We start from the raw sequence: 24,726 nt of genomic DNA, 5'->3' as shown, positions 1-24,726 counted from the left end.
CGGGTCACCGCGCCCTTTCCGGTCGTCCGCCGACCGCGGCCGGGCGGCGGATCGCGTTCTCGTCACCGTCATCATGGCGCAGCCGCCGCAGCGCGGGCGTAGCGACAAGCAGGACGACGGCGGGAATCGCGAACGCGTAGCCGAGGGCGGGCCCGGCCGCGACCAGTCCGAGCGCCACCGCGCCCGCGACGGCTCCGGCGTAGTTGAAGAGGTTGACCCGGGCGATCACCTCGTCGCTGCGCTCTGGCCGCAGCTCGCCCGCCGCACTGAAGGCGATCGGCACCAGGATCCCGGTGCACACGCCCGCCGCGGCGAATCCGGCGACCGCCCCCACGAGGGTCGGAACGGCCGCGACGACACCGCATCCGGCGATCCCGACCGCCGTGGCCGCGGTGGCCAGGAGCGGGCGGCCGAAACGCCGCACCGCCGGATCCACGGCCAGCCGGGCCAGGAACACCGCCGCCTGATAGGCGGCGTACCCCAGCGGCGCGGCCGCGCTCGCGACCCGGAGACCATCGGCCAGATACACCGTGCCCCAGGCGGAGACCGCCGAATCGACGGTGAACGCCGCGAGCACCAGCAACCCGACGAACCAGATTCCACTGCGCGGCAACGGGTCTCGCCGCGCAGCGTCGTCATGCGGCCGATGGGCGGCCCGCGCCCGATCGAACACTCGGATCCCGGCGACCGCGACCGCCAGTTGCGCCGCCGCGGTCAGCAGGAGCGGAAGCCGCGACGAGGTGGTCGCGAGGCAGGCCGACACCAGCAACGCGCCACCCACCGCCGCGGCGGTATAGGAGGCGTACAACCGCCCGAACAATGAAGTGCCGCTGCGCTTCTGCGCGAGCACGCCCTGCATGTTGGACGCGGCGTCGACCATGCCCAGCCCGATTCCGTAGGCGGCCAAGGCGAGGACGAAGACACCGAAGTCGGTGAGCCACGCGATCGCCCCCAGCGCAACGGCTTCCAAGACGAACCCGGAGCACAGCGCCTGCCGACTGCCCCAGCGCACCGCCACCAGGTCGGCCAGCGCCGAACCCGCGGCCGCCGCGACGCACACGCCCAGCAGCAACAGCGACACCGTCGCCTCGCCGATGTGCAGCCGCGTCTCGAGCTGCGGAAGCACGGTGACCAGCGTCGCGTACCCGAGCCCCTGGGCGGCGTAAGCGCCTGCCAGACCGATGAATTCGGCGCGGTTCTTCACGTGACTCCCGATTTCGATCTCAGCGGTCAGGGCATGGCGGGCAGCGGCGCGCTGATCTCGCCCGCCGCGTGCAGGGTGGCGTAGGCCTGGCCGAGCGCGGCCAGACCGGCGGGGACACCGACGATGACGCCGCCGAGGATCGGGCCGACCGCCGCGCCGATTCCGAGCCCGGGGATGCAGCCGCCGATCATGCCGACGACGGCCCCGATCGCGCAGCCCGCGACCAGCCCGACCACGCCGCCCGCCATGGTGCCCACGGTGGCGGCGAGCATGAATTCGTTCCCGGCCTGGTTCAGCGCATTGGTGATATCGGCCTGGGCGTCGATGGGCGTCGCCGTCGGGATCGGCGAAACCGCATCGGCCACAGGCAGAACGGGGGCGGGCGTGACGGCGGCGGGCGCGGCCGAGACCGCCGGATCCGAGGCCGCGGGCGCGGCATTGGCCGTCGCGGCCTCCGCGCCGAGCGTGATCAGGGCCGCCGTGGCGACCGCCAGCGTCATCCGGGTACGTGCAGTGTTCCGCATGGTGGATCCTTCGCGATTCTTCGCCGCGTAGCAGGGTGACCAGCGGCTGGCCAGCAATCTAAGGCCGGGTGAACGCCGTCACACGCGCTGAGCGGACGCTGACCGTGCACGCCCCGCAACGGCCGGAAATCCCCCCTAGCCCGCGAGCCGCCGCTCGGCGCTGGGCGGGTGCCCCGTCCAGCGGATGTAGGCGCGCCGGAAGTCCCGGATATCGCTGTAGCCGACCTCGCGCGCGACGCTCGCGACCGGCAGCGTGGATTCCCGGAGCAGCAGGATCGCCTGCCGCTGCCGCACCCGGTCCCGGATCGTGCTGAAACTCTGCTCGGCCACGGCCAATTGGCGGCGCAGGGTGCGTTCGGACATGTGCAGATGACCGGCGACGTCGGCCGCCGACAGCGGATGCCGCAGATCCTGTTCGAGCACGGCCTCGACCGCGGCCACCACATCCGACTCCCGGCGATCCACGCCCAGCAGTCGCCGGCACGCGTCGACGGCGAGTGCCCGGGTGGGTTCGTGATGGGTCGGGAAGGCGATATCGAGCACGCTCGCGGGAAAGAAGGCGCGGTCGGCATCGGCGGAGAATTCCACCCGGCAGCGCAGGAACCGCGCGTACTCGGCGGCGTAGGACGGGGGCGGGTAGGTCAACTCCACCCGGGACGGCGACCAGTTCGAACCGGCGACCGTGCGCGCGAAGACCATGACGGTGGACAGGGCCTCCTCGATGAGGAACCGGCGCAGCTCCGGCTCGGGCCGCCGCTCCCGGAAACTCAACGCCACCTCGTCGCCGAGGTATTCGAGATCCACGTCGACGAGGCTGCCCGAGGCCAGATGCAGATCGAGCGCCACCGCCACCGCGTCACCCACCGTCGCGCACGACCGCATGGCGACCCCGAGCATTCCCATCGACAGCAGCATGTCCCGGCCGCCGACCAGCATGCCGAGCGGCTTGCCGGGCATATCCCGTACGGCCCGCCGCAGCACCGTCGCGGCTTGGCGGAACGACACCTTGCCGGGATCGGGGGCCAGCATGTGCGCGGCCTCGAGGCCGGTGCCGACGAACCACGCGTCGACCTCGGCCCCTTCCCGCCGGCCGATCTCCACGATCCCGCTCAGAACCGTGGGCGGGATGATCGGCAGATCGATTCGAGCGTTCACGAGTCCCGATCCCCGTGCCGCCGTCAAGTTGGTCACGCGACCAATATTAGGCAATACCGCGTCTCGCCTGCCCGTTTCCCGATATTAAGTTCCTGCGAACACCGCAGCATCAAGGTCCCGCGAACACCGCGGCCCTAGCGCGAGGTCAAGCCTTCGAGGGCCGCCTTGGCCGGGGCATAACCGGCCCGGGCGGATCTGCTGTAGGCACGCTTGGCGGCTTCCGTGCGGCCCAGGGATTTCCACTGGTCACCCAGGGCCTTCAGGGCGACCATGTCGCCGTCCCGTTCCACCTCGCGGTAGAGGCGTTCGGCCTTGTCGTCCTCGCCCCGCGCCTCGTGCACCGTTGCCAGGTGGACCTTTCCGAGGACGTGACCGTGGTCGATGTAGCGGCGGTACCAGTAGGCGGCCTGATCGAGGTCGCCCGCCTTCATGCACATGTGGCCCAGGGTGAGCATCGAGAGCGTCTCGCCGCTCTCGGCGGCCTGCCGGTACCAGCGCTCGGCCTCGGTACGGGCGCCCCGGTTTTCGAGCAGGCGCGCGAGGAAGGACATGGAGAGGGCGTCATCCATCGCGGCGGCCTTGCGGAGTAGTCGTTCGGCCTCGCCGATATCGCCGCGCTTCTGGTGATCGCGGGCACTGGCCAGCAGCTGACCGACCTCGCGACGCCGCCGGCCGGACACCGGCGATCGCGAACTCCCGGCGGGGGCTTGCGGTTTCGGCCCGAGGGCCGGTGGCGTCCGGGCCTCGAGCAGTGTCAGCGCCTCCGGAATCGAGGGGCGTCGCTCCGCATGCTTGTCCATCAGCGCGGTGATCAGCTGCCCGAGTTGCCCGGCATGCGCGGGTGGGCGGGCCGCACCGAACAGCACCGCCTTCATGGTTCCGTGAATGGTGTCGCGACGGAACGGGGAGAACCCCTCCACCGCGTGGTACAGCGTGACGCCTAGGGAGTACAGGTCTCCGGCCGGGGTGTCGTCGCCGTCGATGCGTTCGGGCGCCATGTATTCGAACGAACCGATCAGCGTCTCCTTGGCAGTCAGCGTGTGATCGGAATGGTGGCGGGCGGTTCCGAAATCGGTGAGCAGGACCTCGCCCTCGGGGGCGAGCAGGATATTGCCCGGCTTGACGTCGCGGTGGACGACTCCCGCGTCATGGGCTGCCCGCAGCGCCCGCAACATCGCGGCGGCGATGGAGGTGGCCTCGGCGGCGGGCACCGGCCCATCGCTGTCGATTCGCTGCTTGAGGGATCGGCCGGGCACCAGGCGCATGACGATCCAGGGCGTCACACCGTCGGTGACCACGTCGAGGACGGTGACGATGTTCGGATGGTCCCGCAGCCGGGTGGCATTGCGCGCCTCGCGTTCGGCCCGCGCGACCCGTTCGGCGTGCTCCGCGCTCGATTCGGCCTGCGGGAGCAGCACTTCCTTCACCGCGACATCGACCCGCGATTGCTCGTCGCGCGCCTTCCAGACGGTCCCGAACCCACCGGTCCCCAGCTTCTCGATCAACCGATACCGCCCGGCGAGCACCCATCCCGGTCGTCCCAGCGCCGACATGAAGGCCCCCAGCGGTTCAGTGCCCCAGCAACATTCGGAACCCCTCAACCGTACTCGAAGGCCATCGTGGCGCGCATCACCGGGCGAGAGGTTGTATATACCCCCAGGGGGTATTACATTTCTGCGAGTAGACGGAACCGGACCGGAGAGGAGTGGGCGATGTGTGAATGCCGATGTCTCAGCAGCAACCAGCCGACCCACCTACTCCGAGGAAGTGATTCCGATGGCCTCCGCCCTTACCCTCAACTCGCTCTTCCGTAATCGCGACTATCTGCGACTGTTCACCGCTCAGGTGTCAGGGTTGTTCGGCACCGGCCTGACCACCGTCGCGCTGGGGTTGCTCGCCTACGACTTGGCCGGTGGCGGCGCGGCCGCGGTGCTCGGAACCGCGCTCACCATCAAGATGCTGGTCTATGTGACGGTCGCACCGGTGGTCGCGGCGTATGCCGGGCGGCTGCCGCGGCGGACGTTCCTGACGGCGCTGCATCTGATCCGGGGCGCGGTCGTGCTGGCGCTGCCGTTCATCGATCAGATCTGGCAGATCTACGTTCTGATCGCGGTGCTCCAAACCGCTTCCGCCGCATACACACCCACGTATCAGGCCGTGATTCCCGACATCCTGCCGGACGAGAAGCAGTACACCCGAGCATTGTCGGCGGCGCAGCTGGCGGCGACCATGGAGACGCTGCTGAGTCCGATGCTGGCGGCCGCGGCGCTGACCGTGATGAGCTTCCACTGGCTGTTCGTCGGAACCGCGATCGGGTTCGGGGTGTCGGCCCTGCTGGTCATCGCCACGCGGATTCCGAATGCGAATGTCGCCGAGGGTGATTCGTTCCGGGAGCGGATCACGGTGGGCGTGCGCATCTTCGCCGCCACTCCCCGGCTGCGCGGGCTGCTCGGACTGAATCTGGTGGTCGCGGCCGCCGGGTCGGTGGTCATGGTGAACACCGTCAACTACGTGCGGGATACCCTCGGCGGGAACCAGTCGGGAGTGGCAATGCTGCTGGCCGCCAACGGTTTCGGCACCATGCTCGTGGCCCTGGCCCTCCCCCGGGTGCTCGATCGCACCGGCGCCCGCCCGGTGATGCTGGCCGGCGCGGCGACGCTGCTGACCGGCCTGGGCGCGGCCATCGCACTGTCCCTTGCGGACTCGGGTGAATGGCGGTGGAGCGCGGCCATCGCGGTCTGGGCGCTGACCGGCGCGGGCACCGCCGCCATCCTGACGCCAACCGGCCAGGTGCTGCGGCAGTCCTCGCAGGCGGCGGACCGGCCCGCCCTCTTCGCGGCCCAGTTCTCCCTCTCGCACCTGGCCTGGCTGCTGACCTACCCGATCACCGGATGGCTCACCACCACAGCCGGTTTCACCACCACCTGGCTGACACTGGCCGGATTCGCCGCGATCGGCATCACGGTGGCGCTGCGGGCCTGGCCGCGCCGGGATCCGCAGGTGATCGTCCACCTGCCCGTCCGCACCCCGCGCAAGCTGGAAATCGCCGCCGCCGCTTGAGGAATCGATCGAAAAGGGCCTCGGCACCGTCACTCCGACGGCCGAGGCCCTCTTTCGCAGGCCATCGGCCGCTACTGCGCGACAGCGAGCGCGAGGGCACCCGCGGCGACGGCGAAGAACGCGGCGGGGAAGGCGATGTTGTAGAAGACGCGCTCGCGGACGTGAACGATCAGGGCGAGGGCGAAGTAGAGGGTCAGGCCCAATGCGGCGGCGATGCCGAGGGGCCGGAAGCCCGCGAGGCCCGCGACGAGGCCGAGGGCGCCCGCCCCCTTGAGGATTCCGGCGAGCGGAACCAGCGACTGCGGGAACCTCACTGCGGCGGCATTGGCGACGACGAAATCGGCGCGGGCGAGATCGGTGACGGCCATCGCGCCGTTCATGGCGATCGCGATCGCGGTGACGGCCAGGTAGGTGATGAACATGTCTTCGAGCCTGGTCCAAGGGGATTCGCACGTCCAATACCTGCATCTATAACCTGATGGCATGGATGTGGACACCCGGTTGCTGCGCTACTTCGCCGCCGTCGCCGAGGAGGGGAATCTCAGCCGCGCCGCCGAGCGACTGTTCGTCTCGCAACCGGCGCTGACCAAGCAGATCAAGCAGCTGGAGTCCCAGCTCGGCGTCGAACTGTTCACCCGCTCCAAAGCCGGTATGGCACTGACCGAACCGGGGCGGGCGCTGGCCGAACGGGTGCCGAACGTGTTGGGCAGCTGGGACGCGGCGCTGACCGAGACCCGGGGCGCGGCCAGCCGGGCGGCGCGGCTGCTGCGGGTCGGCTACGTGGCCAGCGCGGCCAATGAGGCCACCCAGCTCATCATCGCGGAGTTCGCACGGCGGCGACCGGAGTGGCGGGTGGAGATGCGGCAGGCCGCGGAATGGTCGAATCCGACCGCTGGGCTGGTCGAGGGCGAGGTCGATATCGCCTTGCTGCGCTTGCCTTTTCCCGGCCAGGAGCGGCTGCGGGTGGAATGGCTGCTGACCGAGCCGCGGTGTGTCGCGCTGCCCGCCGCGCATCCGCTGGCCGACCGCGAGGTGATCGAGTTCCGCGAACTGTGGGACGAGCCGTTCGTCACGGCCCCGCCGGAAACCGGTGCGTGGCGCGACTTCTGGCTGGCCGCCGACGAACGTGAGGGGCATCCGGTGCGGGTCGGCGCGGTCACCGACCGCACCGACGACTGGCTGATCGCCATCGCCAACGGCTACGGCATCGCCCTCGCGCCGGAGTCCTCGGCGCGCTTCTTCGCCAAGCCCGGCATTGTGTACCGCCCGGTCAGCGGGGTGAGCCCCACCCGGGTCGGCGTCGTCTGGCGGCCCGCCGAGGACGCCGACCCGGTGGTTCAGGACTTCGTGCGCAGCTGCCTCGCACACCGCGAGGCGACCGAACCGAGCTGAATATCAGAGCGTGGCGATCATCTGCTGGGCGGTCGCGGCGTGGCTGTACTGGTTCGGATGGAATTGCGCGCCTTCGCCATTGTCGACGGAGGTGCCGTTGATCCAGCGGTCCGGAATCGCCTCGCACGCGTCGTGGCCGTTGGACAGCTCGTAGGTGCTGAAGTACTCGGTGCCGCTCTGCGACTTCAGCATGGTGTTGAGCCCGCCGACGACGGTGTCGCGCGCCCAGTCGACATCCCCGGGCAGCACCGGCTGCCGCCCCGCGCACAGCGCCGCGTTGTCGGGCAGGATGTGCGGGTAGCCGACCAGCACGATGCGGGCCTGCGGCGCGCGAGTCTTGATGTCGGACACCAGTTTCGCGACCTTCGCCGACACCTGGGCGAACCGGTTCGGCATATCGGCGTCGTACTTGTTCTTGCAGCCCAGCAGCAATTCCGCGCTGCCGCTGGTGCTTCCGGTCCCCAGCGCCTGCAGCGCCGCGCTGCCGGTGCCCGATCCGGTGCCGAGCGTCCCCGCCGTCACGCAGTCCTTCACGATCGACCCGAAGCCGATGTCATTGCCGCCGACGCCGAGGGTGACCAGCGCCGTATCGGCGGTGACGGCCGAGAGCTGGCCGCTGGTCACGGTATCGGTGGTCGCCCCGCCGCAGGTCACATCGGTGAGGCTGTAACCGCGGGCGGCCGCGAACAGGTGGGCGTAATTGCGATCGGACCGCGAGCAGGTCTTGTCGAGAATATTGGAGATCCCGACACCGGCCGCATACGAATCCCCCAGCGCCACATACTTGCCGCCGGCGGCGCTCGCGGAGGGCAGGCCGACGAGAGTTCCGGCGGCGGCGATCGCGATTATGGAAAGGCAGTGCTTCAGTTTCACGATATGGGTGTCCTCGTATAGCGCTGGGGCGAATCGCCACAGACGGTACGAGATCACCTACTGATCGGTAGGCGAAGATGCCGAATCGTAATACTGCGCGTTCGGCGGTCACTCCGCCCTGGTGAAGGTGTCGCTATTGGTGAGCACCGCGTGCGCCCAGGGCAGGGTCAGCAGCTCCGGCGCGGCGCCGGGACGCGGGGGTTTGATCGCCTGATCCGAGACCACATGCCAGGCGGCATGCAGGTCGCCGTCGCGGAGCAGGCCGGTGAAGGAACAGACACTCGGAATGGAACCCGGTGCGACGAACGAGAATTGGGCGCACGGGCCGGTGTGCAGGCCGATGATCGGAACCTCGTTGCCCGCGAACGAGCTGTCGGACAACGCGGTTTCGAACGTTCCGGCCAGCCGGCCGCCGGTGTCGTCGGTGATGGTGAGGCGGGAACCGTACTCGTTCCGCCACAGACCCTTCCAATCGATCTTCGATGCGGTATCCATGGTTACCGCTTACCCATTTCGCTACGAAAGCGACCGGGCAGCCGCGAATTCGGCCATGTCCACGCGGCGGATCGCATTGGCCAGGGCGGTGATGGAGCTGGTACCCAGCGGGCCGGTGCGATCGTAGAGGATGGCCGTGGCCACGGCGACGCCGTTGGCGGAGATTCGATCCTGCGCGAAAAGTCCGACCTCCAGGCCCTCCGGCAAGCGCGAGAGCGTCAGGCTCACATCGGAATTAATGAAGTTGATGCCGTCGGTTCCCCAGTTGCAGACCAGGTTGGTCTGATCGGCGACGAAGGCCACCCGTTCGAAGGGGGTGATGGGGTGACCGTCGACGATGGCGGGGACGTTGGTCCAGGCGGCCTTCCGGAAGGGATTGACGCCGGAAGCGAAATCGTGGGTCCAGTCGTCGGTCCCGGACTTGAACAGCGGCGGATTCCCCCAGGGCCCGTCCAGTGGCTGTTCGGGAACGGGCAACTGCCGGTCCGGCTGCCAGACCTCGCCGGAGGGTTCCTCGGAAGCAACCAGATACGTGACGCTGGCGCGGGCCCGAATCTCGCCCTGCTGCACGATCTCGGCGTCGGCCACCCGAATGCGGTTGCCGTCGCGGGCGATCGAGCTGCGGAGTTCGATCGGTTCGTTGAGCACCGGACGGAACATGTCGGCGCCGAAACGCGCGGGCACGAACCCGGTCCCGGGACTGTGGGTCTCGAGCCGGTGAGCCAGCAGCCCGCACACGGCCGTACCCGCCAGTTGCGCCTTGGACCAGGCACTGACGGCCATCGGCGACGCGATGTAACGGCCGTTCTCCTCGGTGAAGAACGCGAACGCGACCATGCTGCCTCCCCTGGCGGTTGATCTTCCCCTCAAATTAGAACACGTGTCAGAAAATGGCGCGGAAGTTGGGCCCGGCTCAGGGGCGCCGGTGGCGGTATTCCTGCGGGGTGTGGCCGGTCCACCGGCGGAAGGCGCGAATGAACGAGGCGGCGTCGGCGTAGCCGAGCCGGGTGGCCAGTTGGTCGCAGGACAGATCGGTGTGGGTGAGCAGTTCCTCGGCGAGCAGGCGGCGGACCTCGTCCTGCAGGGCACGGAAGGTGGTGCCCTCCTCGGCGAGGCGGCGGGTGAGAGTGCGGGGGCTGAGGCAGAGTTCCGCGGCCACCGCGGTGTGGCCGGGGAGGGCAACGGGGTTGCGGGCCAGGATGTTTCGGACTGCCCCGGCGGTTCCGGTGCGGGCCCGGCGGCGGTCCAGGAGATCGTGGCAGAGCTGTTCACAGCCGGTGCGGGTCCAGTCGTCGGCCTGCGGTAGCGGGAAATCCAGGAAGGCCGAGGCGAAGTGGATCGCGTCCTCGGATGCGCCGAAAAGCGGTTCCACACCGAAGATTTCGCGGTAGCGGGAGGAATCGCCGGGGGCGGGGTGCCGGAAGGTGACCCGGGTCGCGGGGACTCCGGCGGAGAACAGTTCGCGGCCGATGGTCTGGATCCCGGACAGGATTCGCTCGGCCAGAAATGGCCGCACGTCCGCGGGCACCTCGGCGCCGTCGAAGACCAGCTTGCTCTGCTCCGCCCCCTCGGCGAAGGTGAGCCGCCCGAAGACGAAGGCCAGATCCAGATATCGCAGCGCGACCTCGATGACCTGGCGCAGCGTGCCGCTCGACAGCAGCGCCAGACCCCACGGCCCGTACAGCGCGATGTGATAGTTCCGCCCTGCCTCCGCGCCCAGCCCGGGTTCGGCGCCGAAGCGCGCGAGCAGGTTCCGGATCACGGTGACTTCCTGGCGCGCGGTGACAGTCGCATCGGTGTCGAGCACCGCCTCAGCGGTGAGCGCGCTGCCCACCAGCGCCTGCGCGGCGGGCATGCCACGCTCCTCGGCCAGCCGCACGAGTACATGCACGCTGGCGGTGCTGCGCACCAGGTCCCAGTCGAACATGTGCACATCGTGCTCGACCGGACCGGCCCGGACAATCACCGCCACGGCCTGTCCCGGGCGGCCAAGAAATATGCAGCTTCCGCCACCGGATTCGAAGACGCAGCCGTCCCGCGCCGACCGGCCGCGACAGTGGCTCCGATCACAGTACTGGCAATGCGAATTCGCTATTACTCTCGCTTTGCGCGCATGGCTCGGATAGCCGAAAGACCCCATCCCGTGAACCTCACGAAAGGTGGCTCGTCATGATCACTTCCGGAAAGGCCGCGCTCGCGACCGCCACGCTCACCTTCGCCGCACTCGCCGCACCGCTCACCCTGGCCGCCCCGGCCCAGGCGGACCCGCTGTCCGGCACGTGCAGCGGCGGGCAGATCTCGTTCAATACCAATCCCATCGGCCTGTCGGCTACGCCGGTCAAGGCCACGGTCACCGGCAACCTGTCCGGCTGCCAGGGCACGCCCTCACCGGCAGGCACCGTGAAGGCCGATTTCGCCGGCACCGGCAGCTGTTTCGACGTGAACGGCACCGTCGACGGCGCCATCGCCTGGGCCAACGGGCAGACGAGCACCTTCTCCGGCCCGTACGACGTGCCCGGCGGAGCGGGCGCGCCGAAGACCAACACCGTCGCCATCACCGGCGGACCCGGTGCGGGACAACAGCTCACGGTCTCCCAGGGCGCAGTCGACGGCGGACCCATGGTCGCCCCCTGCCTGACCGACGGCGCCCGCAGCGCGTCGATCGCCATCACGAGCGCGCAGTTCGGCTGAGCAGCGAGCCGATTCGGCCGACCATCGGGCAATCAGGCACGGTCGTCAGTTCACCCAGGGCGGGCTGATGACCGTGCCGTCCATGAGCTCACCACTGAAACCGACCGGCGCGTTGACGAGAATCTCGGCCGTGCCGTCGGACGGATTATCGATGCGGATGACGGATCCGGCCGGGGCGACCGCCGCGTCGCCGGGGGCCAGCTCGGCCGATTCGCCATCGATGGTCATGGTGATGCCGCCCGCGAGGACGACGAAGGCCTCTTCGCGCAGCACCCGATGCGCGACACCGTCGGTGCGGGGCGATACCTCGAGCCGCCACAGGCACAGCTCCTTGCTGCCGGTGCTGGGACGGACCAGCGGGAAGAAGCGGGAGCCGTGCATTTCGTGGGCCTGGACGTCGGCGGCGTAGATGACGGGCATTGCGAACTCCTTTAGTCAATCTGCTTGACTAATATAGTCAAGCTTGTTGACTTTTCTGTCAAGTGCCAAGATTCCAGGCATGCCCGGATACGCACAGGACCTGCCGATGCTGCTGCTCGCGGCCGCCGCGGAGGTCACCGACGCCATCCACGACGGCTGTGTGGCGGCCGGATTCACCGATATCCGCCCCAGCCACGGCTTCGCCTTCGTGCGCATGGCGCCGAACGGTGCGACGGTCGGCGAGATCGCCGAACACCTGGGCGTGACCAAGCAGGCCGCCAGCCAGCTGGTCGAGGAACTGGTCAAAAAGGGCTACGCGCAACGCAATCCGCATCCCCAGGACGCCCGCGCCAAGGTCGTCACCCTCACCGATCGCGGCTGGGCCTGCACCCGCGCCGCCGACGCGGCGGCGGCACGATTCACCCAGCGATGGGGCGCTACCCTCGGACCGGGGGCGACATTCGAATTGCGCGACACCCTCGCACGTGTGGTCACCCCCGGCCGGGTACGGCCGTCATCCTGGTAGAGGAGGGGGGACCCATGCTCACCGAGCTGTACTCCACACCCGGACTGCTCGAAGCGCCGCTCGTGGAACCCGATGGCAGTGTCGTCTTTTCGAACGTGACCGGTGGCGGTGTCTTCCGATTCCGTGACGGCACAACCGAATCCGTCGTAGCGTCCCGGCGCGGAATCGGCGGCTCGGCGGCCCACGCCGACGGCGGTCTGATCATGACCGGCCGCGACCTGGCCTACACGGGTCCGAGTGGGCAGGGCACGATCCTGAGAGTCGAGGGCGCCACCGGCCTCAACGACATCACCACCGGACCCGACGGGTCACTGTATGTGGGCGTGCTGCGGCACCGACCGCAACAGGGCGAATCCGCCGGGCCCAGTGAAGTCCTGAAGATCGATGCCACCGGAACCGTCAGCGAGGCCGCCGGCGGCATCGCCTGGCCCAACGGGCTCGGGTTCTCCCCCGACGGCGCCACCCTCTACGTCAGCGAATACGCGCGAGCCCGAGTAATGGCGATACGCGACGGGGAGACAAGGGTTTTCGCCACCGCGCCGCGCGGCGAGTGCGACGGCCTCGCGGTCGACGTCGAGGGCGGAGTCTGGGTCGCCCTCGGAAGCGCCGGAGCCATCGCACGATTCACCCCCGACGGCGCCCTCGACACCCTCATCGACATCCCGGACGGCAGCTTCGCCTCTTCCCTCGCCTTCGACGACACCACCCTGTACCTCACCACGATCGGCCGCCTGCTGCGGACGACCGTGAACATCGCCGGTCTTCCCCTGCCCGCCACCACAATCCCGACCCATTCGCCGCTGCGGTGGTGACGTCGGTCGGTCCGCTCAACCGAGTTCGAGGGTCGTCACTCCGAAGATCCGGTCCGACCGATGTTCCCGGACCGGGCCGGTGTACATGCGGGCGGTCTCGAAGCTGGGCCTCAGCCCCGCCTCCTCCATCAGCCGCACCGCCGCCTCGTTGATCAGCGGAACATCCACTGCCAGTGGCATTCCCGCCGCGTGAGCGGCGAGGGCGGCCAGGAGTTGACGGGCGTCGGCGGGGGTGTCGGCGAACAACGGGCCGACGCGCAGTGCATCGCGGGCCGGGCGCAGGGTGGCGTAGCCGGTGACGGTGCCGTCGACGATGCGGGCGAAGGTGCGGTGGCCGGGTTCGTTGAGCCAGGCGGTGAGGAAGTCCGGGCGGTCGGCCGGGTGGCAGGCGGAGTCGTAGGGGTGCAGGACGGCGAAATCGGCTGGTGCGAGGGCGGTTACGGTGTTGTCCGGGAGCGGGAGCCGCGGTACGCCCGTGAATCGTGCACTGTTGTAGGCGAGTTCGAAGCCGCTGCGCCGGTAGTTGTCCTGCTGGTCCGGCACCCCGTCGAGTCCAACCACCCGGTCCCCCGCGTGCTTCATCCCGGCTTCCCAGGTGGCCAGCCCGAATCCGCGCCCGCGCAGGTCCTTTCGCACGAGATAGAAACCCAGGAAGGCGAAGTCGTCCCCGTAGTTGACCACCGACACCGCGGTGGCGGGCTCCCCGTTCACCCGGCCGAGAAAGAACCCGTCGGGATCCTGCGCGAAGAACGCGGTGACATCCCGCGCCCCCGGATTCCACCCCTCGGCGGCGGCCCACCCCACCACGGTGGCCCATTCCGCCGGTGTGGCGCGGGCAATGACCAGATCATCGATACGCACGGCATCCGGCATGCAGCCACGGTAGCCGCAAAAGCTCTGCTATTCCCGCAGATTCAGGCAGATGGGGTGCCCCTCGGGGTCGAGCACGATGCCCCACGGCAGCTGATTGTCCCAATCGGGATTGAGGCCGGGCTGGAATTCGGGGATGGTCGCCCCCAGCGAAACGGCCAGATCGGTGGCCTGATCGATATCGGCGACATTCAGATCCACGTGAACCCGCTTGGGCTGCGCCGGATTATCCGGCCACGGCGCGGCGGTATGCCCCTCCACGAACCCGAAGCACATGACCGACTTCCCATCGGTGATCAGCGCATATCCATCCTCGGCGTGCATGATTCGCCAATCCAGCAGAGCACTGTAGAACTCGGCGAGCCGCAGCGGATCGGCGGAGTCGATGGTGACGCAACTGAGCGCGATCGGCGCGGTCACGGTTGGTCCTTTCGATCGGGTGGAACGGCCATCGAACTGCCCGGAAACCATAACCCGGCACTCGGGTAGGGTCGGGCAAAGACATTGCCGACTACCTGCGGGGTTGGGAGATATGGCCGACTACGCGCACTCCGATCACGCCAGTCGAAGCCGGGAGGAGAAGGCCCGGCGGCTGGCGGCGTATGTGTGGGCGCGGGGGATCAGCGGGGCGGAACTGCTCGAGTTGCCCGCGGCGCAGCGGCGGAAGCTGGCGCGGGCGGCGGAGACGAATCCGCCCAGCACCGAGGAGACCTGGCAGGTCGTGGCGCGGTTGCTGAACGACAAGGACGCGTGGGCGGCACGGCATCCCGAACATCCGGCGGCCCGGCGCGAGGCGCTGGACGAGAAGATCCTCTGGGTGAAACCGCCGGTCAAACCGTGGGAGTAGCGGACCGCACGCACTCGCGACGGCATCGGCTCCGACTCTTGACAGCAAGAAATGAACCGGGGTTCACTGCTTGAGTGTCCCCCGATTACGAGAACCACTCCGGAACGCGCCCGGCCGCCTGGCGCGATGATCTGACCGGGGGTGATGACTCGCTGTTCGCGGGTCGTCCCGAACCGGTGAACGAATACACCGCGCGCACACTGACCTACGAGGTGACCGGGCGCATTGCCCGCATCACCTTCAATCGGCCCGAGCGCGGTAATGCCATCACCGTCGATACGCCGGTCGAACTGGCGGCGGCCGTCGAGCGGGCCGATCTGGATCCGCGGGTGCACGTCATCGTGGTGAGCGGTCGGGGCAAGGGGTTCTGCGGCGGGTATGACCTGTCGGTATTCGCCGAGGGCGCGGACTCCTGGGCAGGCGGCACAGCGTCTGCAGAGGGCACCGCGATCTCCACCGAGGGCACCGTGCTCGATCCGGTGGTCCAGGCGCGCAACCACAATCCCTGGGGCACTTGGGATCCCATGGTCGACTACGCCATGATGTCGCGCTTCAACCGCGGCTTCGCCAGCCTGCTGCACGCCAACAAGCCGACGGTGGCCAAGGTGCACGGCTTCGCCATCGCGGGCGGCACCGATATCGCGCTGTTCGCCGATCAGATCATCTGCGCCGCCGACGCCCGCTTCGGCTACCCGCCCACCCGCACCTGGGGCATTCCGGCCGCGGGCATGTGGGCGCATCGGGTCGGCGACCAGCGCGCCAAGCGACTGCTGTTCACCGGCGACAGCCTCAGCGGCAAGCAGGCCGAGGAATGGGGCCTGGCCATCGAGGCCCCCGCACCCGAGGACCTCGACGCCCGCACCGAGGAACTGCTGGAACGCATCTCGCGCGTCCCGATCAACCAGCTGGTGATGGCCAAACTGGCCCTCAACAGCGCGCTCCTCAACCAGGGCGTCCTCAATTCCGGCATGATCAGCACCGTCTTCGACGGCGTCTCCCGCCACACCCGCGAGGGCTACGCCTTCCAATTGCGCTCGGCCACCGCCGGTTTCCGCGAAGCCGTCCGCGAACGCGACGAACCCTTCGGGGATTGGAAGCGCGCACAGTTCGACCGCCCCAAAGACTGATCCCCCGTCATTCCGGCGCGCTTTTGGCCGGAATCCACTTTCCCCGCTGTGGATCCCGGCCAAAAGCATGCCGGGATGACGGGGGGACTAGCCGATGCCCTCCACGTCGGTGCGCTCGACCTCGGTGACCACGCGGTCGGCGAGGGAGCGGAGGGCGGCGGCCTCGGCGGGGGTCATGTCGTCGATGAAGAGGCGGCGGACCAGTTCGACATGGTTGGGCGCGGCGGCCTCGAGGGCGGTGCGCCCGGCATCGGTCAGCCTGACCTCGCGGCCGCGGGCGTCATCGACGGCCTGGCAGCGGTCGACCAGCCCGCGCGCGGCCATTCGCGAAAGGTGTTTGGACAGGCGGCTCTTGTCCCAGCAGATCTCCGCACCCAATTCCTTGGCGCGCATCTGACCGTCGGCTGCGGAGAGCGCCACCAGCACCTCGAAGTCGGACATCGACAGCCCGTCACTGGCCAGTCCGGCGGCCATGGCGGATTCCAGGCGTTGCCGCATGCGAATGAAGGACTGCCAGGTCGTCTGTTCCTCGTCGGTCAGCCAGCGCGTCATGGCATCCATAGTATCGACGGTTAGTTGACACGGACACCATGAGATATCACAGGAATCTCATGGCGAATCGGAGCGACCCTCGGAGTGCACACTGTCGTACAGTGTTGACGGTTCGATTTGCGTAGTTCTGGCGGAAATCATCAATGCGGGAACGCATTTCCGTACAGGACGAATGAGACATATTCCGGCAGTGGAGGTTCCGGCGTTCGGGGCAAATCCCCTAATCCACCTGGATGGATAGCCCATCCGGTTGACAATGCAACGTTGCGCCAGAACACTCGACGCCGAGCCCGGACCGGTCACCGCGCCGTGATCGCTGCGGCGGCGGTGGCAATCCGCGCCGAACCGGGCCAGTTACCACCCTATTGCGCCGACATTGAGGAATACATGAACGTTCGCCGGCTTCTCGTCACCGCCAGCGTCGCGGGCTTGACGACCATCGCAGCCCAGACCGCCGTCGCCTACGCCGACGTCCCGACCGGTTCCTCCGGCACCGGTTCGTCCGCCATCGACACCGGTTCCGCCGCGACCGGTTCGGCGGGCCTGACCCAGACCGGCTCCGCCGGCGGTCCGGTCTACCAGAACTGCGACCAGGCTCGTGCGGCCGGCGTCGCCCCGCTCTTCCGCGGGCAGCCGGGCTACAGCCCGCACCTCGACCCGGACGGCACCGGCATGGCTTGCCCGACGGTCTAGCCCCAAAAAGCCAAATGCGGCCCGGTCCTTTCGGACCGGGCCGCATGGCGTTGGAAGCTGATTCAGCTCAACGGCGGACGATCTTGAGGACGACGAGTCCCACGATCAGGGCGCCGGCGCCGATGAGGCTGTACTTGATCTTGGGCTCGTTGACCTTGGCCACGAACGACTGCTTGGCGTTGTCGGCCAGCCGCTGCGGGTCGGCGCGGACCGCGAGTTCGTCGAGGGTGCTTGCGAGCCGGTTGCGGGCGGCCTCGATCTCGTGCTCGATCGCCTCGGTGTCTCTCGCCACGTCACACTCCTGTCTGGATAGCCGCGCTGGGCGGCGTTGTCGTCTCGGGGCCGGTCGCACGGCGACTCCCGCATCGAGACGACGCGGAGAGCGGGCGAGCCGACCTGCTCAGGAGTGTATCGCCAACACCGGCTCGAGCCCGTCGACTAGCGTGGCGGCATGACCGAGAATCACCGACTCAGTCCCGGCGACACCGCCCCCGCCTTCACGCTGCCCGACGCCGACGGCAAGGACGTCTCGCTGTCGGACTACCGCGGCCGCAAGGTGATCGTCTACTTCTACCCGGCCGCCAGCACCCCCGGCTGCACCAAGCAGGCCTGCGACTTCCGCGACAACCTGGCCGAGCTCGAGGGCGCGGGCATCGAGGTCGTCGGCATCTCCCCCGACAAGCCCGCCAAGCTGGCCAAGTTCCGGGACAACGAGAAGCTGACCTTCCCGCTGCTGTCCGACCCGGACAAGGAAGTGCTCGGCGCGTACGGCGCCTTCGGCGAGAAGATGATGTACGGCAAGAAGGTCACCGGCGTCATCCGCTCCACCTTCCTGGTCGACGAGAACGGGAAGATCGAGGTCGCCCAGTACAACGTGAAGGCCACCGGCCACGTGGCGAAGCTCCGCCGCGACCTGTCGGTCTGACCCCCTCGTCATCCCGGCATGCTTTTGGCCGGGATCCACACCGACCAGAGTGGATTCCGGCCAAAAACACGCCGGAATGACGGGACCCCCGGCCTTTTCAGGAACCGGGGGTCCATGTCAGCAATGTCGGAACGCGCGCTACACCTTCGGCATCATCTGCGCGGCCCACTGGAGCATCATGCGCCAGTGGTTGTCCCACCACGAGGAGAACTCGGGGCTGCCTAACGGGGGCGGCGCGAGTTCGCCGGGGAACAGACCACCTTCGGTCGGCGATCCGACCGCGTGGGTGGGGGCCGGGATGATCGACTCCGGATTCGAGTTGACCTCCGGCTCGGGCTGAGCCTTGATCAGCGGACGCGGATGCGCGCCGGGCTTCTCCGAGTGCGGGCCCCAGTTGAGGGTGGCCGGGTCGATGGTCACCATATCGCCGGGCTGCAATTCGGGCGCGGGCTGCGGTTCGGAGTTCGGGGCGACCGCGTCGGTCGGGGTGACCATGCCGGGCGTCCCGTCCAGGATGCCCCCGGCCGAACCGCTTTCGGGCGCGGGCGCGGACGGATCGCCGACCTGATGCTCGCCACCCGTATTGCGCGCGTCGGCGGACACCCGCGAGTCGATGAGCATCGGCTGCGGCACCTTCTTCGAATCGCTGCCCGCCGCATAGACTCCGCCCGCGACCAGCCCGCCCGCCAGCACGCTGGCCGCCGCGAACAGCGCCGCGGTGCCGCGCGCCCGGCGAATCCGCTCGGCCGCCTCCCCCGCGAACTCGGCCTCCGGCAGTGCCGCCAGCGCCGCCCCGATGGCGGGCGCGACCGCCGCGACCCCGCACGGAATGACGGGCGCGCCGAAGCCCGACTCCAACGCCGCCACCACCGCGGGTTCGGTTGCGGCCGAACCGATCAGCACCACCGCGTCCGGCTTCACCCCGGCCGCGTCGAACTGGTCCCACGCCGCCGTGACGGCCGTGCGCATGGCCTCCTCGGTGGCCGCGCCGCCGCTCAGCGTCACCGCGGCCAGCACCCGCCCCCGATCCGGCGAGATGAGCGAGAACGCCTGGAAGCCCGGCACCACCTCGCAGATCGCCAGATCCTCGAATTCGTCCACCCAGGTCATGGCCCGCGCCACCGCGAGGTGCGCGGCCTTGGCCGACACCAGGGAGGCGTCGTGCCACGGCCCCGCGGCCAGCTTGGTCACGATGGCCCGCCGCTCGGCCGCGTCCCGATACGCGACGGCCGCGCCGAGAATCTCCCGATCCGCGCCGATCCGGTCGGCGACCTCCTCCATCACCGCCTCCACCGCGACGGCCAAGTCGGCCTTCGTATCTCCGGTGATCGGCACGACACGCTCGAGCACCACGCGCTCGGTCAGTTTGTCTCCGCCATCAGCCAGGGCCACCGCGCGGACCGTGCCGCGCTCGGTGGCGACGCCGATGGTCACCGCGGAACGAATAGGGGCAGAAGCAACCACAATCAGCCTTCCAACGTCGTCATCCTGGGCTATGAACACGAGGGCGAAGAATTCCCGAGACCCCGCAGCTGAGACGCAGCTGCGATGGGTGTTCGGCGCCGAAGGCGGCTCGGATGGGTGCGATCGGGTGACACACGAAGTACCGCAGCGTGTCATGCGCGTGTCGCTACCCGTAGGCTGTTCAGCGTGGAAGCACGCACGGGAGCCAGGTCGACGCGACGACCGGACCCTGCGTTGGAGCTGCAGGACGACCCACAGGAGCTGATGCCCCGTCGCCGCCCGACGCAGGAACGATCAAAACGCAAGTTCGACGCCCTGTTGCAGGCTTCCCGGGAATTACTCGTCGAGGTCGGGTTCGAATCGTTCACCTGCGAAGAGGTGGCGGCCCGCGCCGAAGTGCCGATCGGCACTCTCTACCAGTTCTTCGCCAACAAGTACGTCATCGTCTGCGAGCTGAATCGCCAAGACCTGGTGGCGGTTTCACAGGAGCTGGCCGATTTCCACGGCGAGATCCCGTCCATGGACTGGCTTCGGCACATGACCCAGCTCGTCGATCACCTGGCGGATCTGTGGATGACCGACCCGTCACGGCGCGAGGTGTGGCTGGCCATGCAGTCCACCCCCTCGACGCGGGCGACCGGCGCCATCCACGAGAAGGAATTCGCCGAGGCGGTCGCGCAGATGCTGCGTCCGCTCATGCCCCGCACCCCCCGCGGCCGTCGCTCGATGATGGCGCAGGTGCTGGTGCACGTCGTGTACTCGATGCTGAATTTCTCGGTGCAGGACGGCCTCGCCCACGAGGACGCCGTCGCCGAGCTCAAGCGACTCATGGTGGCGTATCTGCTGATCGCGGAAAAGGAATCGCGGTCGGGCGGGCAGCGCACGACTTTCGATCCGGAGTAGATTCCGGCCAAAAGCACGCCGGAATGACGAGGGGTTCACACGCCGGAATGACGACGGGTTCAGTCGCGCATCAGGTCGGCTAGTTCGCCCGGATCCTCCAGCACCACCATCGCGGCCGCCGTATCGCCATCGTGGGTGAGCGACAGGTGAACTCGCACCCGGGGCAGGAATTCCGCTGCCAGCCCGTGCAATTTGATGCTGGGCCGTCCCCAGGCGTCGTTGACGACCTCGATCAAGGGGTACGGGTTGTCCCCGATCTGCGGGCTGCGGGCGAAGCGGGACGACGCCCACGCCTTGATGACCGCCTCCTTGGCCGCCCAGCGGATGGCGTAGCTGCGCGCCGGATCGGTGCCCTTGCTCTGGCAGTAACGCCGCTCTCCCGCGGTGAAACTCTCCCGGAGCATGGTGGTTCCGGTGCGTTCCATTTGCTCGGCGAACTCGGAGATGGTGACCAAGTCCAGGCCGATACCCAGGATCGTCACAGTGTGGGACTCCTAGTCTGGTCGTTGACATGGAACGGCGGGCTCGCGCCGTGCACTCATCAAGAGATACAGGGTGCGAGCCCGCCGTGTCAGACCTACCGTGAGCTACTTTCCGGTAGACCCGTCATTTCTACTGGCAGGCCGGGCCTTTCGGCACCGCCACGTAGACCGCGTCCGAACCCAGCCGCGCCTGCTGCGAGAGCAGCACGTCGGCCTCGAGCTGGCGCGACTTCTTGGCCGGGGTGCCGTCCCCGCCCAGGCGGCGGTCGGCGGGCCGCTCGTACAGCGGGGCCCCGCCGCACATGGCCTCGGCGAAGCGCTGGCGGCCATTGAGCTGACGCTCTTCGGCCTTGCGCTGGTACGCCTCTCGCTGTTCGGCGTCGGCGATGGCCTCGACGAACGCCTGCGGGTGCACGATGGCGACCAGGCCGGACACGTGGCCGAAGCCGAGCGAGGTGACCAGACCGGCCTTGAGCGGGAAGCGATCTCCCACGGCCAGCGCCTCGCGCAGCCACACCAGGTGCGGGTACTGGGCCATCTTCTCGTCCACGCAGTCCAGGCTGCGGTTGGGCGGGATGACGCCCTGCTCGAGCACCTGGCACAGCCCGATCATCTGGAAGGCCGCCGCGCCGCCCTTCGCGTGACCGGTGAGGGTCTTCTGCGAAATCACGAACAGCGGAGCGCCTTCCGAGCGGCCGATGGAGGTGGCCAGCCGCTCGTGCAGCTCGGACTCGTTGGGATCGTTCGCGGCGGTGGAGGTGTCATGCTTGGACACCACCGCGATCTCGTCCGGGCTGACGCCGAGTTTGCCGAGTTCCTTGGCCAGCTTGGACTCCGGGCCACCGCGACCGGCGCCCAGCGCACCCAGGCCGGGGGCCGGGATGGAGGTGTGCACGCCGTCGGCGAAGGACTGCGCGAAGGCGACGACACCCAGCACCGGCAGACCCATCTCGAGGGCCACGGTGCCGCGAGCCAGCAGAACCGTTCCGCCGCCCATGGATTCGACGAAGCCGCCGCGGCGACGGTCGTTGGCCCGGGAGAAGTACCGGTCGCTGATGCCCTTGGCGGACATGGCCGCCGAGTCGGCGGTGGCCGACATGTCGCCGAAGCCCACGATGCCCTCGATGCCGAGATCGTCGTAGCCGCCGGCGACCACCAGGTCGGCCTTGCCGAGCTTGATCTTGTCCACGCCCTCCTCGACGGAGACCGCCGCGGTCGCGCAGGCCGCGACCGGGTGGATCATGCCGCCGTAGGAGCCGACGTAGCTCTGAACCACGTGCGCCAGAGCGACGTTGGGCAGCGCCTCCTGGAGGATGTCGTTGGCGCGCGGCTCACCGAGCAGGTTGTCGATGTAGAGCGAGCGCATCGAGGACATGCCGCCCATGCCGGTGCCCTGGGTGTTGGCGACCATGGCCGGGTGCACCCAGCTCATGAGTTCGGCCGGGCTGAAGCCGGAGCTCAGGAACGCGTCCACGGTGCAGACGATGTTCCACAGCGCGACCCGGTCGATGGAGCCGGCCATATCGGCGGAGATGCCCCACTTGGTGGGATCCCAGCCGGTGGGGATCTGGCCGCCGACGGTGCGCGAGAGCTTGGCCTTGCGCGGCACCCGAATCTCGGTGCCCGCCTTGCGGATCACCTGCCAGTCGCCGGTGCCCTCGACCGGGGTGACGACCGTCTGCTCCGGGTTGGCGGAGTAGAAGGCGCGCGCCTCGGCCTCGCTGTTGACCACGAAGGTGAGGTCCTTGTCCAGGAACACCGAGGTGAGCAGCGGGGCGGTGTTGTCGATCATGGCGCCGTCGTCGCCGTAGCGGCGCACGCCGCAGCGCTCCACCACGGTGTCGTGGTAGCGGTCCGCGATCTCGGATTCCTCGACGTACTCACCGGATTCGGTGTCGTACCAGCCCGGCTTGGGATCGTTCTCCCAGGTGACCAGGCCGGTGGTCCAGGCCAGCTCGAGCACGCCCGCGGCGGAGAGCTGATCGGAGACCTCGATCTCGAAGCGGGTGCGCGCCGAGCCGTAGGGGCCGAGCTCGCCCGCGCCGACGATGACGACCATGTCGTCGAGATCGGCGGTGACCGAACCCCATTCGGGGGTCGGCAGCTTGGAGGACAGGGTCGGCGGAGCCGGGAGCGCCGAAATGGTCGCGCCGTCAGTGCCTTCCGACTCCTCGGCGGCAGCGGCCTCGGCCTGTTCCCGTGCTTCCCGGGCCAGTTCCGGCAGATCCAGCTTCGCCCCGGCGAGACCGCCGGTGAGGTCGATCTGCTGCGGTCCGGCCGCGGTCACGACGCGGGCCCGCGAGGTGCACCACTTGAGCAGCTCGTCGGCCATCTGCAGCGTGGACCAGGTGTGCACGCCCGCCTTCTCGACGGCCTCGACCAGCGGGTCGTTGCCGCCCATGAGGCCGGTGCCGCGCACCCAGCCGATCAGCGCGTGCACCAGGGTGACCCGCTCCGACCAGGACTTCTCCGCGCGCCACTTGGCGACGATGGCATCCAGGGCGGCCTTGGACTCGCCGTAGGCGCCGTCCCCGCCGAACATGCCGCGGTTGGGCGAACCCGGCAGCACCACATGCAGTTTCGCGTCCACATCGTGGTCCGCACCGATCTTGGACAGACCGCCGATGAGGCGCTCCACCGACCAGAGCAGCACGCGCATTTCCATCTCGGCGCGGGCGCCCGCGTCGGACATGTCACCGGCCACGCGGGGCGCGGCGAACGGCAGCAGCAGCGTGGGGGTCATCGCCTCCTTGACGAGAACCTTCGCGCCACCGGCATTGTCGACCTGCTCGGTGCCGACCCACTCGATGAGGGCGTCGATGTCGCTGTAGGAGGCCATGTTCGCCGGAACCACCCACAGGGCGGCGCCGTTGCGGGCATTGTCGCGGTAGAGCTGCTTGTAGAAGCCCAGGCGTTCGTCGTCCAGCTTGGAGGTGGTGACGACCACGGTCGCACCGCCCGCGAGCAGGCGGCCGGTGGCCGCCGCCGCGATGGAACCCTTGCTGGCGCCGGTGATCACGGCGATGTCGGAGGACCAGGCACCGGTCTCCTCGGTGCGCAGCGCGGCCTCGGCGATCGCGCCGTAGACGCCGGCCAGCACCGAGCGGGCCTGCTTCATGGCGCGGTTGCGCCACCAGTTGGCCTGTGCCGCAACGGCTACACCGGCGCCGTGGAAGCCGTCCACCTCGGGCTCGGCCGGCAGCGAGCCGTCGTTGCCGAACCACAGGCGGGCCAGATCCTCACGGGCGCTCGCCCACCGGTCATCGATGAGCACGGCCTTGCGGGCATCGAAGGCGGGCGCGACGAGTCGCGGCCAGTCCGAACCCAATTCGGCCGAGACCAGATCCACCAGGGTGTCGGTGGTGGCCTCCGGCGCGGACGCCTGCTCGGCGTGGCCGAGCGATTCCAGGATCACCCGGGCGGCCTGCGCCAGCACGCCGTCGCGGCCGGTGATCTGCTCGGTGAACTCGCCCAACGCGGCGGCGTCGACGGTCGCGCCACCCGCACCGCCACCGGCGGACGGCATGGAGACCGCGATCCCGCGGCGCGCGGCCACGGCCTGCACGGCGGCGTCGATGGCGGCGTCCACGGACGCGGCGTCCGAAAGTCCGCCGGAGACAAGGCCGCCCAGGTCGCCACCGCGCACGGAAGCGCCCTCACGGGTGCCGAGGGAGACCTCGGCGGTGACGTGGCTGGCCCAACCGTCGCCCA

Annotated in this window: 27 protein-coding genes; 10 read left to right on the top strand and 17 right to left on the bottom strand. The window is 69.0% G+C overall.

The genetic code is table 11. The features are described from left to right. Positions 1–4: 4 nt before the first annotated feature. From ON43_RS08910 to ON43_RS42290, 4 genes are all read right to left on the bottom strand, one after another. Complete coding sequence (locus ON43_RS08910) at positions 5–1,204, bottom strand: MFS transporter (RefSeq protein ID WP_051178176.1); 1,200 nt, start codon at positions 1,202–1,204, stop codon at positions 5–7. Positions 1,205–1,230: 26 nt separating this feature from the next. Continuing rightward, complete coding sequence (locus tag ON43_RS44695; protein ID WP_157513961.1) at positions 1,231–1,728, bottom strand: hypothetical protein; 498 nt, start codon at positions 1,726–1,728, stop codon at positions 1,231–1,233. A gap of 135 nt (positions 1,729–1,863) precedes the next feature. Then, positions 1,864–2,919 (bottom strand): AraC family transcriptional regulator, encoded by a 1,056-nt coding sequence (locus ON43_RS08900; RefSeq protein WP_167333425.1) that lies wholly within the window; start codon positions 2,917–2,919, stop codon positions 1,864–1,866. 98 nt (positions 2,920–3,017) lie between these two features. Further along, on the bottom strand, positions 3,018–4,436 hold the full coding sequence (locus ON43_RS42290; RefSeq protein ID WP_051178173.1) for a serine/threonine-protein kinase: 1,419 nt from the start codon (positions 4,434–4,436) through the stop codon (positions 3,018–3,020). Between the two features lie 223 nt (positions 4,437–4,659). Here ON43_RS42290 and ON43_RS08890 point away from each other — a divergent pair, with 223 nt between their 5' ends. Next, positions 4,660–5,943, top strand: a complete 1,284-nt coding sequence (locus ON43_RS08890) for an MFS transporter (protein WP_083913257.1) — start codon at positions 4,660–4,662, stop codon at positions 5,941–5,943. 71 nt (positions 5,944–6,014) lie between these two features. Here ON43_RS08890 and ON43_RS08885 read toward each other — a convergent pair whose 3' ends face one another. After that, positions 6,015–6,365: a DoxX family protein gene (locus ON43_RS08885; protein WP_040805678.1), complete on the bottom strand. Its 351-nt coding sequence runs from the start codon at positions 6,363–6,365 to the stop codon at positions 6,015–6,017. A 61-nt stretch (positions 6,366–6,426) separates the two neighbouring features. On the opposite strand from ON43_RS08885, the gene ON43_RS08880 reads away from it, so the two are divergent. Continuing rightward, positions 6,427–7,335: a LysR family transcriptional regulator gene (locus tag ON43_RS08880; protein ID WP_040805676.1), complete on the top strand. Its 909-nt coding sequence runs from the start codon at positions 6,427–6,429 to the stop codon at positions 7,333–7,335. Between the two features lie 3 nt (positions 7,336–7,338). Here the strand turns inward: ON43_RS08880 and ON43_RS08875 are convergent, their stop codons facing one another. The 4 genes from ON43_RS08875 to ON43_RS08860 form a co-directional block, all read right to left on the bottom strand. Continuing rightward, on the bottom strand, positions 7,339–8,265 hold the full coding sequence (locus tag ON43_RS08875) for an SGNH/GDSL hydrolase family protein (RefSeq protein WP_051178172.1): 927 nt from the start codon (positions 8,263–8,265) through the stop codon (positions 7,339–7,341). Between the two features lie 51 nt (positions 8,266–8,316). Beyond that, positions 8,317–8,703 carry an avidin/streptavidin family protein gene (locus ON43_RS08870; RefSeq protein WP_051178171.1) on the bottom strand — a complete coding sequence of 129 codons (387 nt, stop codon included), beginning with the start codon at positions 8,701–8,703 and terminating at the stop codon, positions 8,317–8,319. Between the two features lie 21 nt (positions 8,704–8,724). Next, on the bottom strand, positions 8,725–9,540 hold the full coding sequence (locus ON43_RS08865) for an acyl-CoA thioesterase domain-containing protein (protein ID WP_040805674.1): 816 nt from the start codon (positions 9,538–9,540) through the stop codon (positions 8,725–8,727). 76 nt (positions 9,541–9,616) lie between these two features. Then, the gene (locus ON43_RS08860; RefSeq protein ID WP_167333424.1) at positions 9,617–10,675 is read right to left on the bottom strand and encodes an AraC family transcriptional regulator; all 1,059 of its coding nucleotides are present in this window, start codon (positions 10,673–10,675) and stop codon (positions 9,617–9,619) included. A gap of 197 nt (positions 10,676–10,872) precedes the next feature. Here ON43_RS08860 and ON43_RS08855 point away from each other — a divergent pair, with 197 nt between their 5' ends. After that, positions 10,873–11,394, top strand: a complete 522-nt coding sequence (locus ON43_RS08855) for a hypothetical protein (protein WP_040805673.1) — start codon at positions 10,873–10,875, stop codon at positions 11,392–11,394. Between the two features lie 45 nt (positions 11,395–11,439). On the opposite strand, the gene ON43_RS08850 is transcribed toward ON43_RS08855, so the two are convergent. Next, the gene (locus ON43_RS08850; protein ID WP_040805672.1) at positions 11,440–11,814 is read right to left on the bottom strand and encodes a cupin domain-containing protein; all 375 of its coding nucleotides are present in this window, start codon (positions 11,812–11,814) and stop codon (positions 11,440–11,442) included. Positions 11,815–11,893: 79 nt separating this feature from the next. On the opposite strand from ON43_RS08850, the gene ON43_RS08845 reads away from it, so the two are divergent. Together ON43_RS08845 and ON43_RS43575 are read left to right on the top strand one after the other, a co-directional pair. Continuing rightward, on the top strand, positions 11,894–12,340 hold the full coding sequence (locus tag ON43_RS08845) for a MarR family winged helix-turn-helix transcriptional regulator (RefSeq protein ID WP_040805671.1): 447 nt from the start codon (positions 11,894–11,896) through the stop codon (positions 12,338–12,340). A 14-nt stretch (positions 12,341–12,354) separates the two neighbouring features. After that, positions 12,355–13,152: an SMP-30/gluconolactonase/LRE family protein gene (locus ON43_RS43575; RefSeq protein ID WP_083913248.1), complete on the top strand. Its 798-nt coding sequence runs from the start codon at positions 12,355–12,357 to the stop codon at positions 13,150–13,152. A 15-nt stretch (positions 13,153–13,167) separates the two neighbouring features. Here the strand turns inward: ON43_RS43575 and ON43_RS08835 are convergent, their stop codons facing one another. Together ON43_RS08835 and ON43_RS08830 are read right to left on the bottom strand one after the other, a co-directional pair. Further along, positions 13,168–14,025: a GNAT family N-acetyltransferase gene (locus ON43_RS08835; RefSeq protein ID WP_040805670.1), complete on the bottom strand. Its 858-nt coding sequence runs from the start codon at positions 14,023–14,025 to the stop codon at positions 13,168–13,170. Between the two features lie 27 nt (positions 14,026–14,052). Next, positions 14,053–14,442 carry a VOC family protein gene (locus tag ON43_RS08830; protein WP_040805667.1) on the bottom strand — a complete coding sequence of 130 codons (390 nt, stop codon included), beginning with the start codon at positions 14,440–14,442 and terminating at the stop codon, positions 14,053–14,055. 112 nt (positions 14,443–14,554) lie between these two features. On the opposite strand from ON43_RS08830, the gene ON43_RS08825 reads away from it, so the two are divergent. Further along, positions 14,555–14,869 (top strand): hypothetical protein, encoded by a 315-nt coding sequence (locus tag ON43_RS08825; protein ID WP_040805665.1) that lies wholly within the window; start codon positions 14,555–14,557, stop codon positions 14,867–14,869. Between the two features lie 74 nt (positions 14,870–14,943). After that, positions 14,944–15,996, top strand: coding sequence for a crotonase/enoyl-CoA hydratase family protein (locus tag ON43_RS08820; protein WP_040805662.1), 1,053 nt, complete (start codon positions 14,944–14,946; stop codon positions 15,994–15,996). Between the two features lie 87 nt (positions 15,997–16,083). Here the strand turns inward: ON43_RS08820 and ON43_RS08815 are convergent, their stop codons facing one another. Then, the gene (locus ON43_RS08815) at positions 16,084–16,548 is read right to left on the bottom strand and encodes a MarR family winged helix-turn-helix transcriptional regulator (protein WP_040805704.1); all 465 of its coding nucleotides are present in this window, start codon (positions 16,546–16,548) and stop codon (positions 16,084–16,086) included. A gap of 387 nt (positions 16,549–16,935) precedes the next feature. On the opposite strand from ON43_RS08815, the gene ON43_RS08810 reads away from it, so the two are divergent. Further along, complete coding sequence (locus tag ON43_RS08810; RefSeq protein ID WP_040805701.1) at positions 16,936–17,241, top strand: excalibur calcium-binding domain-containing protein; 306 nt, start codon at positions 16,936–16,938, stop codon at positions 17,239–17,241. A gap of 67 nt (positions 17,242–17,308) precedes the next feature. On the opposite strand, the gene ON43_RS08805 is transcribed toward ON43_RS08810, so the two are convergent. After that, complete coding sequence (locus ON43_RS08805; RefSeq protein WP_040805659.1) at positions 17,309–17,533, bottom strand: DUF3618 domain-containing protein; 225 nt, start codon at positions 17,531–17,533, stop codon at positions 17,309–17,311. 159 nt (positions 17,534–17,692) lie between these two features. Between ON43_RS08805 and bcp the strand changes: the two genes are divergently transcribed. Next, the gene (gene bcp, locus ON43_RS08800) at positions 17,693–18,166 is read left to right on the top strand and encodes a thioredoxin-dependent thiol peroxidase (RefSeq protein WP_040805658.1); all 474 of its coding nucleotides are present in this window, start codon (positions 17,693–17,695) and stop codon (positions 18,164–18,166) included. A gap of 138 nt (positions 18,167–18,304) precedes the next feature. Here the strand turns inward: bcp and ON43_RS08795 are convergent, their stop codons facing one another. Then, positions 18,305–19,600: a DUF7159 family protein gene (locus ON43_RS08795; RefSeq protein ID WP_040805656.1), complete on the bottom strand. Its 1,296-nt coding sequence runs from the start codon at positions 19,598–19,600 to the stop codon at positions 18,305–18,307. Between the two features lie 294 nt (positions 19,601–19,894). On the opposite strand from ON43_RS08795, the gene ON43_RS08790 reads away from it, so the two are divergent. Next, on the top strand, positions 19,895–20,533 hold the full coding sequence (locus tag ON43_RS08790; protein ID WP_245568517.1) for a TetR/AcrR family transcriptional regulator: 639 nt from the start codon (positions 19,895–19,897) through the stop codon (positions 20,531–20,533). Between the two features lie 59 nt (positions 20,534–20,592). Here ON43_RS08790 and acpS read toward each other — a convergent pair whose 3' ends face one another. Beyond that, the gene (gene acpS / locus ON43_RS08785) at positions 20,593–21,015 is read right to left on the bottom strand and encodes a holo-ACP synthase AcpS (RefSeq protein WP_040805653.1); all 423 of its coding nucleotides are present in this window, start codon (positions 21,013–21,015) and stop codon (positions 20,593–20,595) included. Between the two features lie 130 nt (positions 21,016–21,145). Further along, positions 21,146–24,726: beta-ketoacyl synthase N-terminal-like domain-containing protein (locus ON43_RS08780; protein WP_040805652.1), on the bottom strand; the 3,581-nt coding region annotated here is incomplete at its 5' end.

It is taken from the genome of Nocardia concava NBRC 100430, assembly GCF_000308815.1.
Classification (GTDB): Bacteria; Actinomycetota; Actinomycetes; order Mycobacteriales; family Mycobacteriaceae; genus Nocardia; species Nocardia concava.
The sequence above is the reverse complement of the archived record's forward strand: the minus strand, read 5'-3'. Positions and strand labels throughout refer to the sequence as shown.

What these genes read in the sequence shown, in the direction of transcription:
- ON43_RS08845 (WP_040805671.1), top strand. Translation starts at nt 11,894, where the DNA reads ATGCCCGGATACGCACAGGACCTGCCGATGCTGCTGCTCGCGGCCGCC.
- ON43_RS43575 (WP_083913248.1), top strand. Translation starts at nt 12,355, where the DNA reads ATGCTCACCGAGCTGTACTCCACACCCGGACTGCTCGAAGCGCCGCTC.
- ON43_RS44695 (WP_157513961.1), bottom strand. Translation starts at nt 1,728, where the DNA reads ATGCGGAACACTGCACGTACCCGGATGACGCTGGCGGTCGCCACGGCG.
- ON43_RS08810 (WP_040805701.1), top strand. Translation starts at nt 16,936, where the DNA reads ATGAACGTTCGCCGGCTTCTCGTCACCGCCAGCGTCGCGGGCTTGACG.
- ON43_RS08815 (WP_040805704.1), bottom strand. Translation starts at nt 16,548, where the DNA reads ATGACGCGCTGGCTGACCGACGAGGAACAGACGACCTGGCAGTCCTTC.
- ON43_RS08890 (WP_083913257.1), top strand. Translation starts at nt 4,660, where the DNA reads ATGGCCTCCGCCCTTACCCTCAACTCGCTCTTCCGTAATCGCGACTAT.
- ON43_RS08835 (WP_040805670.1), bottom strand. Translation starts at nt 14,025, where the DNA reads ATGCCGGATGCCGTGCGTATCGATGATCTGGTCATTGCCCGCGCCACA.
- ON43_RS08870 (WP_051178171.1), bottom strand. Translation starts at nt 8,703, where the DNA reads ATGGATACCGCATCGAAGATCGATTGGAAGGGTCTGTGGCGGAACGAG.
- ON43_RS08880 (WP_040805676.1), top strand. Translation starts at nt 6,427, where the DNA reads ATGGATGTGGACACCCGGTTGCTGCGCTACTTCGCCGCCGTCGCCGAG.
- ON43_RS08865 (WP_040805674.1), bottom strand. Translation starts at nt 9,540, where the DNA reads ATGGTCGCGTTCGCGTTCTTCACCGAGGAGAACGGCCGTTACATCGCG.
- ON43_RS08885 (WP_040805678.1), bottom strand. Translation starts at nt 6,365, where the DNA reads ATGTTCATCACCTACCTGGCCGTCACCGCGATCGCGATCGCCATGAAC.
- ON43_RS08850 (WP_040805672.1), bottom strand. Translation starts at nt 11,814, where the DNA reads ATGCCCGTCATCTACGCCGCCGACGTCCAGGCCCACGAAATGCACGGC.
- ON43_RS08790 (WP_245568517.1), top strand. Translation starts at nt 19,895, where the DNA reads ATGCCCCGTCGCCGCCCGACGCAGGAACGATCAAAACGCAAGTTCGAC.
- ON43_RS42290 (WP_051178173.1), bottom strand. Translation starts at nt 4,436, where the DNA reads ATGTCGGCGCTGGGACGACCGGGATGGGTGCTCGCCGGGCGGTATCGG.
- bcp (WP_040805658.1), top strand. Translation starts at nt 17,693, where the DNA reads ATGACCGAGAATCACCGACTCAGTCCCGGCGACACCGCCCCCGCCTTC.
- ON43_RS08855 (WP_040805673.1), top strand. Translation starts at nt 10,873, where the DNA reads ATGATCACTTCCGGAAAGGCCGCGCTCGCGACCGCCACGCTCACCTTC.
- ON43_RS08825 (WP_040805665.1), top strand. Translation starts at nt 14,555, where the DNA reads ATGGCCGACTACGCGCACTCCGATCACGCCAGTCGAAGCCGGGAGGAG.